This window comes from Desulforhopalus sp. IMCC35007 (assembly GCF_005116575.1).
Classification (GTDB): Bacteria; Desulfobacterota; Desulfobulbia; order Desulfobulbales; family Desulfocapsaceae; genus Desulforhopalus_A.
In genome coordinates this window covers 25,590-37,266 of record NZ_SWCN01000037.1, presented here as the reverse complement: position 1 = coordinate 37,266, position 11,677 = coordinate 25,590, and the positions used below count along the sequence as shown (strand labels likewise).

Genomic DNA, 11,677 nt, shown 5'->3' with positions numbered 1-11,677 from the left:
CCAAGGTATGATTGGTAACTGGGGTGAAGTCGTAACAAGGTAGCCCTAGGGGAACCTGGGGCTGGATCACCTCCTTTTTAAGGATGATACAGTGAGTGTTACCGGTTTCTTACATCTTGTAAGAACATGAGTACACAAAACCTGTTACTGGGGATTAACCCCGTTTGTTTAGTTGGTTAGCTTGTCTAACTGACGGTTGTTATTTAGTTTTGAGGGATCGTCTGACCCTGGGGAAGTTTCTTACAAGTCCCCGGTGTTTTAACAAGTTTTACGGCGGTCATAGCAAAGAGGATCCACCCGTTCCCATTCCGAACACGGAAGTTAAGCTCTTTAGCGCTGATGGTACTGCACGGGCGACTGTGTGGGAGAGTAAGTCATCGCCGTATTTTTTAATAAAAGCCCCGATCAAGATACATCTTGATTGGGGCTTTTTTGTTTTTTAAGACGCTTCCCCTTATCATTAGGGTATTTTTAGCTTTCAGCTGCCAAGAGGAAAATTTTTTGGCAAGATTCATCAGTATTCAAAAAACGGAACAGCAGCATTTCGAGCTCATACTGACTGCCAAGCAACATGGCGGTCAACTTCTCTAGTTGCTGTTCTCCAGCCCGCTTCAACTGCCCCTTGATGCTCTGACAATTATAATTGAGACAAAACATGGGTTTGAAAGTAAAAATACACCCTGCGGCAGTATCTAGATAGCAGCACTCTGCAGGATTATGGTTAACCGGGATAACATTGACTCCCGCCATCAAATTTATAAGTATCTGCAGACTGTCCGTTTCACCAGCCATGTAACTGCTGCAGCAACCGCCCCCGTTTGTAGAAGCACAGGAGGAACAGACTCTACCGAGCAACAGGGCTTTCATAAATGCGGCTAAGGTACTTTCCTGAGTTCGCATTCGGGCAAGGACTGAACATGCATCGGTCAGACCGGCTAGAGAATGCCCAAAGTTTCTCAAAAGCAAGAGAGCAAATGCCAGTCGCGATTCAACAGTACCGCCATATATTTTTTCCTGAAGTATTGTTTGGTTCACAATTCCATTACCCTGCCATAAAAGGCCTGCTTTTCGTTTATCTTTTTAAAATGCGAAGACCCTGGCCCAACCCCCCTTCCGTGTCTCCGCTTTTACTCTCTCAACGTCTAACCGACAAGGTTGTTCTTTATGAAAGTGTAAACCCCATAGATCACAACTTTAGACAGAGTTCAATAGATTTGTTGTTGTTTGTCTGTGAAGGTATAAAAGACTCGACATCTACCCGACATGATTTCGATATGAGGCCACCTGAGACTCTGTTTCTCTAGATGTCTTCTATTCTTGATCGGTATTCTCGATTACAAAAAAACTAAGAGACGATCTCTGTTCACATTAATGATCCATTATAACGAGGTGAAAAATAATGATACTAAAAATCGTTCAAGTTATCTTGCCCCCCTCACCTTCTCAATCCGAATGTTTATTATATGTCCGGCATGAAGTTTATCCCAGGAAACAAGGTTGATATAACTAAAGCCAAAGCACGCTTCTAGAAAGGAATATTATAAATGAAAAAGAAAATCAGTTATATATCAGCCAATAGGACAATCGTTGAGCCCAGGAGGCTCTTCTACTGCCTGTTACTCGAGACGTTCAAGATCCCTGGTTTCAACCAATCGCGCCATCAAGGAACGTCCCCCCATTCAAAATCGCAGAACAGCGCCTCAAGCTATTCAGCGAGAACAAATCCAGGAGGAACCATGCTGCAAAATTATCTTTTGCAAAAAGTCTTCATTGTTGCACTGTCGATAGGTTTGTCATGTTTTCTGCAAACAGCAGTCGCCTCTGCAGCAAGCGATATCTATCAAACTGATGACGGAGTAGAAGTCCTGACACGCGGTCCGATACACGAAGCTTTTGCCGATGTCAGCGTGGACGAAAAACCGGCTGGTATCATCACCACACGCCCTGTACCGGAACCAATAAATGAAATCCCTCCAGAATTTCGTCCGGAAGGGGAACAGGTCACCTGGATTCCCGGATATTGGAGTTGGGACGAAGACCAAGATGATTTTATCTGGGTGAGTGGTGTCTGGAGGGATGTACCACCTGATCGTCAATGGGTTTCAGGATATTGGCTATCAATTGAGGGTGGCAGCCAATACATATCTGGATACTGGGCTGATACCAATCAATCCCGCACAGAATTTCTACCACCTCCTCCTGAACCTCTGGAAGTGGGGCCCAGTTCTCCACCAACATCACCTGATTTTGTTTGGATAGAGGGAAGTTGGATCTGGACTCCCAATGGCTATGCCTGGCAAACGGGCTACTGGCACGCAAAAAGACCTGACATGGTCTGGATTCCCGCACATTATGTGTGGACACCACATGGTTTTGTTTTTGTAATGGGTTACTGGGATTATCAGATCAGTCGTCGGGGTTTGATGTTCGCACCGCTCTATTACTCACGACCTATATATAGAAATCACGGCTACTTTTATTCTCCAGCTATTGTTCTTGATTTTGATGCCGTTTTTCTATCACTCTTTATCCGAGATTCACACCATTATTATTTTGGCGATTACTATGACCCTCGATACGAAAAACGTGGATTTCACCCCTGGTATTCCAATCGGGCCACAAGGTTCGGCCATGATCCCTATTATCGCAACTACCGCTCGCATCGACTTCGGAATGATAAAAATTGGGAGAAAAATTACCACCAGCAATTTGAGTACCGTCGCAACCATGAAGATGCACGACCACCTCGAATATACGGGCAAAAGGATAAGCACAAAGACAAACAGCTTCATTATCCTGCCACGCAAATGATAGGCAGACGCCTTGTTGACGTAGTAGAAAACAAGTCCCAGCCTTTACGATTTACCCACGTAAAGACGGACAACAGGAGAGACTTTCAAAAACAACAACAAAACCAACGTTTGAATAATATCCAGACAGAGCATAGGAAATTTGAGGCAGCACCAGCCACACCCAAAAAGTCTGAGGTACAGCCTCATGACCAGAAACATTTCAAGCAAGAGCAGAAGCCTAAGAAACAACCTCAGGTGCAGCCTCAAGAGCAGAAACAGCTCAGACAAGAGCAGAAGCCTAAGAAACAACCTCAGGTGCAGCCTCAAGAGCAGAAACAGCTCAGGCAGGAGCAGAAACCTAAGAAACAACCTCAGGTACAGCCTCAAGAACAGAAACAGTTCAGGCAGGAGCAGAAGCCTAAGAAACAACCTCAGGTGCAGTCTCAAGAACAGAAACAGTTCAGGCAAAAGGGAAAGACTGAAAAACAACATCAGGTTGTTCCCGATGAAGATCAGCAACTTACCCCACAAGGTCAAACTGAAGCCCGGGGTAAATCCAATAAAGGAAGATTTGATTGAGCAGAATCGCCCTGCACATTCTGTAAAATACAGTTCCTGAAAATCTTTAAATACGGTACTCAAAATCAACAACCCAACAAGAAAAACTTATAAAGGAGACGCAACATATTGTGATTATACCTATTTTGGCCGTGATCTCAGGACTCATCCTCCTGGTATTGAGCGCCGATCGTTTTGTAGAGGGTACGTCCTCGGTGGCACGCCATTTTGGCATGCCACCGCTGTTGATCGGTATGGTGATTATTGGCTTTGGTACCTCATTACCCGAAATGATGGTTTCCGGGCTTGCTGCGTTACAAGGGAATCCCGGCATTGCTCTTGGTAACGCATATGGTTCTAATATTTCTAACATCGCTCTTATTCTAGGGGTAACTGCTCTTATCAGTCCCATCTCAGTAGATTCGCAAGTGCTGCGCAAAGAATTGCCTCTTCTTACAGCTATTACGGTACTGGCAGCATGGCAACTCAGAGATGCCGAAATCAGCCGTACCGACGCCCTGGTACTCTTGGGAGTTTTTAGCGGCTTGATGTATTGGACCATCCGACAAGGAATGGGCAAAAAAAAAGATGCGTTGGCTATAGAGATAGAAGAGAAGTTGGCAGCTCACACCATGCCGATCCACCGAGCTTTTGGCTGGCTGGTTGCGGGTCTGATCTTCTTGATTGCTGCCTCCCGTATCCTGGTCTGGGGTGCTGTCGAAATTGCACATGACTTTGGAGTAAGTGATCTGATAATCGGCTTGACCGTAGTGGCAACAGGCACCTCTTTGCCTGAATTAGCTTCTTCACTTATCGCAATTCGCAAAGGTGAACATGATATTGCTCTTGGCAATATTCTTGGTTCCAATCTTTTCAACACACTGGCTGTGGTAGGCATTGCCGGGACGATTCACCCTTTAACTGCCGGACCGGAAGTCCTTTCCCGAGATTTTTTGGTTATGGCCACACTCACTGTATCACTGTTCATCATCGGTTATGGATTTCGGGGACCCGGTCGTATCAATAGACTAGAAGGTGCCGGACTTTTATCCTGCTATATCGCTTACACCGCTTACCTTATCCGTATTGCCCTCAGCACATGAGAACACAACCCCAAAAGCCACTTTTCATTGACCGTCCCAGTGTATAATACAGCTTTCCAATATGAATATTTTCAACAGCATATTGCAACTCATCGCCGGTGTATTATCACATAGCAAATGAAAACTCATGGCTCCACCACTCAAATCTTTCAAAGGTCAACAGACCAACAACCAAATCCTTTCATTTGCCTCTCAGGAGTTTTATGAACACATCACTACGACTTAAGCTCGGTACTGTCTTTTTTCTGGTCTTCTTTGCTATTCTGACAATTTTGCCATCTTTTTATTCCGGGACTCCGAGCTGGTGGAAACAGTATCTATCCCCGGGTGGACTCCATCTCGGCCTGGATTTACAAGGAGGTATGCACTTGGTATTGAAGGTCGACCTTGATCGTGCCGCACAAAACTCCCTTGAGCTGGCAGCAAATGATTTAAAGGATCGTCTTTCTGAGCAATCAATCAGCATCGTTCAAAGTAAATCACAAGAAGCTGGGACGATACTCTTCACGTTGCCCAACTCAGATGCCGTGGAAAAAGTTGTAGCGCTTACCAAAAACGATGCTGATATCGCTCTCGACATTGAGGCAAAACAAGGAAGTTTCCCTCGTATCTTCCTCAAATTATCCAAAGAAAAGATTGATTATATCAGGGCAAACGCAGTCAATCAGTCCCTGGAGATCCTGCGCAACAGGATTGACCAGTTTGGTGTCGCCGAACCTGTTATCATCCGCCAGGGAGACGATGAGATCGTTATCCAGCTTCCAGGGGTAAAAGATCCAAAGCGGGCATTAAAACTTCTTGGGGATACCGCCCAACTCGAATTTAAAATGGTTGCCGATACCGAAGGACTCAACCTTAGAGAACTTATAAGTCAAGCCGTTGATCTCGGGCACTGGCATACCGGTGAAGATGTAAAAAAACTTAATCTGTTCCTGCAAAACAGACTCCCCAAAGATACTTCCATCGCTTTTGAAAAAGAGATTGATCCTGTAACCAAGAAAGAAACCAATACCCCCCTCCTGTTGCAAAATAAAATCTTGATGACTGGAGACATGATCAAAGATGCCCAAGTGCGGATAGGCGGCTCATTTAATGAACCCTATGTCAGTCTCGACATGACCGGTAGTGGAGCCAAGGTTTTTGGTACAGTTACCGAGCAGAATACCGGCAAAAGAATGGCCATCGTTCTAGATGATGTTGTCCGATCCGCTCCGGTTATACGTGAAAAAATACTCGGAGGCTCGGCCCAGATTTCCGGCAATTTTAGCCATGAAGAAGCCGCTGACCTGGCGATAGTTTTACGGGTTGGTGCTCTTCCCGCCCCTGTTGATATTATCCAGAATATGACGGTTGGTGCGAGTCTGGGTCAGGATTCTATTCAGAAAGGTGTGTTCTCCGGTATGCTTGGTTCTATCCTTGTCGTCGGGTTTATGCTTATTTATTATCGACTATCGGGGATCATAGCCAATACCGCTATGGTTCTTAATATCCTTTTTCTTTTTGCCGGTCTTGCGATCCTCAGCGCCACCCTCACGATGCCAGGTATTGCCGGCATAGTCCTTTCGGTTGGCATGGCCGTCGACTCCAACGTTCTTATTTTTGAACGTATGCGAGAGGAATCTGCTTTGGGAAAATCGATAAAATCCAGTATTGATGGTGGGTTCAGCAAAGCATTTCTAACCATTATCGATGCCCACGTCACGACCTTGATTACAGCACTGGCCCTGTTTTTATTTGGGACCGGTCCTGTTAAAGGCTTCGCAGTGACTCTTTCTCTTGGAATAATCTTTAATCTTTTCACCTCTATCTATTATTCACACTGGACCTTCAACCTTTTGAGCTCCAAAAAACTGATCAAACGAATCAACTTCTTACAGTTTATAAAAAAGCCAAGTCTGGATTACATGAAGTTGCGCAAGCTCGCCTTCGCTTTTTCGGGTGCACTCGTTATTCTGGGCGTTGTTGCGTTTGGGGAAATTCTACTTGGTAATGCGAACATGGGTGTCGATTTTGCCGGCGGTTCTCTGCTACAGTATAAAGCTGACCAGAATTTCTCCATGGATGAGGTGCGTACGGCCTTTGATAAAAGTAAGCTGGAAGGTGTCGACCTGCAACAGGTGGAAAACGAAGGCCGGCTCATCGTAAAAATCAAAAAATCCACGGAGGTTATTGCATCTGAACTTAATGAGCAGGTGACCAAAGTCCTTAACACTCAACTTCCCGACAAAAATTTCTCTTTAGAAAGCCAAACTGAAATAGGTTCCTCAGTGAGTGCCGTTCTTCGTAATAAGGCAATGCTTGCCATCGCTCTTTCCATGGGGGGCGTAATAGTTTATCTCGCTTTTCGTTTCAATCTCAGCTTTGGTATCGGCGCAGCTGTCGCCACCTTTCATGATGTCCTCGCTGTTCTTGGGATCTGCTGGCTGATGAATATTGAGATGACACTGCTGATGGTCACGGCGTTACTCACTTTAGCTGGTTACTCATTAAATGATACAGTGGTTATCTTTGACCGAATCCGCGAAAACATGAAAAAATCCGACAACCCATCTCTCTTGAGAGTGATCAATAACAGCGTCAATGAAGTGCTTTCCCGCTCTATCGTAACTTCTTTCACAGTTTTTTTAAGTGTTCTGGCTCTTTTTATGTTTGGCGGCTCAGTTATTCACGACTTCTCATTGGTCCTACTGCTGGGGGTCATCATCGGCACGTATTCATCGATTTTTGTAGCCAGTCCAATCCTGACTCTCTGGGATAGAAACTAAAGCGTAACAGTAAAAAACCGGAAAGAACAACAGATAACCTTAAGCTGCTGGATTTTAATGTTGTTGACCTTTTGTCAGCCGTTAATATGGTCTTTCCGGTTTCTTTCGCCGAATCCCTGGCCCCTGCAGAATTTTGGGGCCAAGATTCAAAATTGGCTGACATAACGAGTATATCTTTTCTGCTCTGAAAATACATGCTAACGATAAGGCGTTAACCGTGCAACTTCATCTGTTTTGCAGAGGATCGCAGACTCTTTTGTATAGACTCTATCCGCCATATCTATCTCCTCATCTGCCCTTCATATCTTTGCCAGTGACCACTCCCCCACCCATGTTTACAAGATCAGTACAAAACCCATTACTTTTTATGACAATATGCAAATATCACAAACTCAACATGCATGTATTTAAAAAATATTGAGGGAATAAAAAAACACTTGCTATATATCCGCATATTCGGATATATGTAACACAAGACGTATACGAATATAGTTTAAATGAATATTTGTTATGAGGAATTAACACTCTCTTTCGGACAGGAAAGCCCCTATGCAAAATGAGATTCAACTGTTTAAAGCTCTTTCCGACAGCACCAGGCTGCGGATGTTACTGTTACTTCTAAACAACGGCGAATTATGCGTCTGCGACCTGATGGGATCCTTAGATATTCCTCAATCAACCGCATCACGTCATCTCGCCCTCCTGCGTAATGCAGGACTCGTTGATGGGGAACGGCACGGAACCTGGATGTATTACCGATTGGTTGAAAACCAAACTCTTGGTTCGACTTTACTGGCTGGTGTCAAGCAGCACTGTTCCGGGCTGGAGACCGCTATCAAAGACCAACAAAGATGCTTGGAATTCCTGAGGAGTAAAAATAGCTCACCATGCCGTATAGAAAATAACCGGCAAGAACAGTAGAACCTGACCAAAAAGCTTCTGCCTTTCCGGGTTGACCCGATCATACTCGCTCAAATGGACAATATAGGCAGAGCTTCACCTGAGACTTGTTTCAGGCGAATAAGTTCAAACATTAAGGACTGATTTATGAAGAAAATTCAAACCCTAGCAACAGACTGTGAATCTGGCAGCAGAACAACAGATGTCAAGAAATCCTCAGGAGTAACAAGACCAAATATGACCAAAGCCATTCTTATAGGTCTTCTCGGTTTTGCTCTTTGGTATATCATTTACAAACAGCTTGAACCCTTTTCATATTTTTTCGCTTACTCAATAGTTGGACTTGAAAAGGGAAGTCATCTTGGCGAGGCTATCCAGTTTTTTGTCTATGACACGCCAAAGGTGATGATGCTGCTCACACTTATTGTTTTTGTTATTGGCATGATTCGGTCTTTTTTCACCCAGGAGCGAACTCGTAAATATTTAGCCGGGAAACGAGAAACTGCAGGTAACGTCATGGCTGCCTTGCTTGGCATTGTAACTCCATTTTGTTCTTGTTCTGCTGTACCGCTTTTTCTCGGTTTTGTTCAGGCTGGAGTGCCCTTAGGTGTCACTTTCTCTTTTCTCATTGCAGCTCCGATGGTGAACGAAATTGCCGTGGTTCTGCTCTATGGCCTGCTTGGCTGGAAAGTTGCTGCTCTTTACCTTTTCACAGGTATCATGATTGCCATAATCTCTGGCTGGATCATTGGCCGCTTCAAACTTGAACACTGGATTGAGGATTGGGTACAGGCGATGCGGGCGAGCGAAGCCATAGTCGTAGAAGAAGAACTGACATGGGCAGACCGCATTGGTCGTGGTCGTGAAGCTGTGCGTGATATCGTCGGCAAGGTATGGATCTACGTCGTAGCTGGGATTGGTGTTGGTGCAGCCATACATGGTTATGTACCCGAAGCCTTTATGGCCTCAATCATGGGCAAAGATGCCTGGTGGTCGGTACCTGCGGCTGTTGTCGTTGGTATACCCATGTATTCAAATGCGGCAGGTATTGTACCGGTTGTGGAGGCGCTCCTTGGGAAAGGTGCCGCACTTGGCACCGTACTGGCTTTTATGATGAGTGTTATCGCCTTATCACTGCCGGAGATGGTCATTCTTCGAAAGGTACTTAAACCAAAATTGATAGCCGTATTTATTGCTGTGGTTGGTACCGGAATTCTATTCACCGGTTTTTTATTCAATCAGATTATCTGAATGGGTCTGCCATAAATCTCTTTATATAAATCTGATAGTCTTATCAAAATGTTATTTAAATTTTAATACAAAAAATGAGGAAAGAAATGGAAATTAAGGTATGTGGACCGGGTTGCGCTTCCTGTGAAAAAGCGCAGAAAACAGTAGAAGCCGCCATTGCTGCTAAACAGATTCAGGCTACTCTTACTAAGGTTACTGATTTTCAAGAAATAGCCCAACTGGGTATTTTTTCTACGCCGGCAGTGGTGGTTAATGGTGAAGTTAAATGTGTCGGCCGTGTCCCAAAACAGAGTGAAGTTGAGGAGTGGCTAAGTTGAGATACATTTCTGTTAAAAACCTGCTCAATGGTGTCATTTTATTTACATCTAGTGTTCTGATATTGGTAACGTCGGCTTCTGTTGTCGTGGCAAAACAACATCTGGAAATTCCTGTTTCGGGAATGGTGACTATGGTGGATCTTGGGGCAAAAAAATGTATCCCTTGTAAAATGATGGCACCGATCATGGAAGAACTTGAAGCAGAGTACAAGGGCCGGGCTGCCATTGTCTTTATCGATGTATGGGAAAACCCAAATGCCGGAAACGATTATGGTATCAGCCTTATCCCAACTCAGATTTTTTACGATGCCAAGGGTAACGAAGTGCTACGACATGAGGGGTTCTATGATAAAGCCTCAATAATCTCGGAGCTGACCAAACTCGGGGTCAAATAATTATATAGATTACATTTTTCTTACTATCAACACATGGCTGAATCAGGGCCTTCTGCAGGGAGGCCTTGATTCTTTTTATGGAGAATGGTGAGTATCCATTTCAGTCCCTGCTATTTCGCATCAATACCACTTAGTGTCTGTTATGTAACAAATCAAGATCATATTACCTGCCGGTCTGCAGGCTGTGCTCTATGCTGTGCTATTTACTATCGCCCTGTTTATCACAATAGCCACCAATGGATTTATATGCGCGGTACCTGTGATCGTCAACTCCTATATGAATATTATAGCAGGAGTACTTCTTCTTTGGGTATTGCTCAGTGTTCGATGTCAAATGGCTTGCTCCTCACAATCAAAGTACAAGGCATGGGGGGAGTATTTGTTCTTGGTTGCTGCGCCTTTGGTTTTATAGTCCCCATTCCTGCAATCATAACAATTCAGTAAAAAATTCTACCAGGTTTTATTTTTATTCTCCTTTTTGGTCTCGGCCATTGTATCTTGATTGGTATTGCCCGGAATTGCACCGCACTGGTAAAATAATTCTTGGCAAATACGGCCTGGCAACAATGCAGCGTATTTTTTCGTAAAATTGCTTGAGTTTATATCGAACTTTTAGGCGACTATTTTTTGAGCCAACCTGTGGGGATCGTTTGCACCTAGCACCTTCCCAGGTTTTTGATTCTACAATATACTTGTTAGACCTAGAAAGCAGTATGCTCCCAACGATATCAGGAACCCCATCAGAGTCTGATTTCACTTCATGCCATTTTATTGATCTGGCCTGGTCCTCGACCAAAAGTCCTTCTAATCAGGGAAAATTTTAAAATCTCTCCAAATTGCACTCTGTTTTTTGCAAGTAAGCTTGCCCAATAGATGCCATTATGGTTAGATAAAGTAATGTTGTGTCATAGCGGTACGTTGTGTATTTGTCCTGCCTTTTCTGTTTTTCAATCTATCCCCTTTGAATGAACAGAATATTGAGAACCATACTTGACAGTTATTCAACAGGTATATAATACGCATATAGTCTAAAAATATTTGAACCGAGAACGACTTTGGCCCAAAGGGCAACAATCCAAACTGATTTTGAATTGATACTAAAACTAAGAGGAAGAAATGAACAAAAAAGAGCTTGTAGAATATACATCAAATGCAGCTGGAATTACTAAAACTCAAGCAGAAGCAGCTTTACAAGGTATTTTGGCTGGGATAACTCAAGCCCTGAAAAAAGAAGAAAGTGTTTCTCTGATAGGTTTTGGGGCTTTCTCAACAACAAAACGAGACGCAAGAAAAGGGCGAAACCCTCAAACCGGTAAAGAGATCGACATCCCTGCAAAAACAGTGATTAAATTTAAAGCGGGTAAAGCGTTAGGTGACGAAGTAAATAATGGCTGAAATTGTGTAAAGCATAAATATCGGGTGGATTTCGTATACATAAAATCCACCCTTATAAAAAATTAAATGTTTCACACCACAGACCTCCTTAATGACTGAGTCATAACAATAACGTTCATTATCACGGAACAATTTAAGACATCGACACCAATTCATCTTAAATAAAACGAGATCTATCTTGTAATGAATTCACTCTGTCAT

9 protein-coding genes and 2 rRNA genes are annotated in these 11,677 nt (G+C 43.8%); 10 read left to right on the top strand and 1 reads right to left on the bottom strand.

Going from position 1 to position 11,677, the window contains the following annotated elements:
- Window positions 1-77, top strand: a 16S ribosomal RNA gene (locus FCL48_RS23115); the annotation flags it as partial.
- 192 nt (window positions 78-269) lie between these two features.
- Window positions 270-386, top strand: a 5S ribosomal RNA gene (gene rrf / locus FCL48_RS23110).
- 85 nt (window positions 387-471) lie between these two features.
- Here the strand turns inward: rrf and FCL48_RS23105 are convergent.
- Window positions 472-792: a hypothetical protein gene (locus FCL48_RS23105; RefSeq protein WP_136876163.1), complete on the bottom strand. Its 321-nt coding sequence runs from the start codon at window positions 790-792 to the stop codon at window positions 472-474.
- A gap of 944 nt (window positions 793-1,736) precedes the next feature.
- On the opposite strand from FCL48_RS23105, the gene FCL48_RS23100 reads away from it, so the two are divergent.
- The 8 genes from FCL48_RS23100 (at window position 1,737) to FCL48_RS23060 (ending at window position 11,476) form a co-directional block, all read left to right on the top strand.
- A complete protein-coding gene (locus FCL48_RS23100) occupies window positions 1,737-3,371 on the top strand; it encodes a YXWGXW repeat-containing protein (RefSeq protein WP_169309348.1) in 1,635 nt (544 codons plus the stop codon).
- Between the two features lie 110 nt (window positions 3,372-3,481).
- Window positions 3,482-4,453: a calcium/sodium antiporter gene (locus FCL48_RS23095; RefSeq protein ID WP_136876159.1), complete on the top strand. Its 972-nt coding sequence runs from the start codon at window positions 3,482-3,484 to the stop codon at window positions 4,451-4,453.
- A gap of 203 nt (window positions 4,454-4,656) precedes the next feature.
- Window positions 4,657-7,218 carry a protein translocase subunit SecD gene (gene secD, locus FCL48_RS23090; RefSeq protein WP_136876157.1) on the top strand — a complete coding sequence of 854 codons (2,562 nt, stop codon included), beginning with the start codon at window positions 4,657-4,659 and terminating at the stop codon, window positions 7,216-7,218.
- Window positions 7,219-7,767: 549 nt separating this feature from the next.
- Complete coding sequence (locus FCL48_RS23085) at window positions 7,768-8,139, top strand: metalloregulator ArsR/SmtB family transcription factor (protein WP_136876155.1); 372 nt, start codon at window positions 7,768-7,770, stop codon at window positions 8,137-8,139.
- A 126-nt stretch (window positions 8,140-8,265) separates the two neighbouring features.
- A complete protein-coding gene (locus tag FCL48_RS23080) occupies window positions 8,266-9,369 on the top strand; it encodes a permease (protein WP_136876153.1) in 1,104 nt (367 codons plus the stop codon).
- A gap of 86 nt (window positions 9,370-9,455) precedes the next feature.
- Window positions 9,456-9,686: a thioredoxin family protein gene (locus FCL48_RS23075; protein ID WP_136876151.1), complete on the top strand. Its 231-nt coding sequence runs from the start codon at window positions 9,456-9,458 to the stop codon at window positions 9,684-9,686.
- Window positions 9,687-9,691: 5 nt separating this feature from the next.
- Window positions 9,692-10,081, top strand: coding sequence for a thioredoxin family protein (locus tag FCL48_RS23070; protein ID WP_371418692.1), 390 nt, complete (start codon window positions 9,692-9,694; stop codon window positions 10,079-10,081).
- Between the two features lie 1,116 nt (window positions 10,082-11,197).
- Window positions 11,198-11,476, top strand: a complete 279-nt coding sequence (locus FCL48_RS23060) for an HU family DNA-binding protein (protein WP_136876149.1) — start codon at window positions 11,198-11,200, stop codon at window positions 11,474-11,476.
- Window positions 11,477-11,677 lie beyond the last annotated feature (201 nt).

Bases quoted from the DNA above. Each gene is read 5' to 3' on its own strand.
- FCL48_RS23060 (WP_136876149.1), top strand. From the start codon at position 11,198: ATGAACAAAAAAGAGCTTGTAGAATATACATCAAATGCAGCTGGAATT.
- secD (WP_136876157.1), top strand. From the start codon at position 4,657: ATGAACACATCACTACGACTTAAGCTCGGTACTGTCTTTTTTCTGGTC.
- FCL48_RS23105 (WP_136876163.1), bottom strand. From the start codon at position 792: ATGGCTGGTGAAACGGACAGTCTGCAGATACTTATAAATTTGATGGCG.
- FCL48_RS23080 (WP_136876153.1), top strand. From the start codon at position 8,266: ATGAAGAAAATTCAAACCCTAGCAACAGACTGTGAATCTGGCAGCAGA.
- FCL48_RS23075 (WP_136876151.1), top strand. From the start codon at position 9,456: ATGGAAATTAAGGTATGTGGACCGGGTTGCGCTTCCTGTGAAAAAGCG.
- FCL48_RS23100 (WP_169309348.1), top strand. From the start codon at position 1,737: ATGCTGCAAAATTATCTTTTGCAAAAAGTCTTCATTGTTGCACTGTCG.
- FCL48_RS23085 (WP_136876155.1), top strand. From the start codon at position 7,768: ATGCAAAATGAGATTCAACTGTTTAAAGCTCTTTCCGACAGCACCAGG.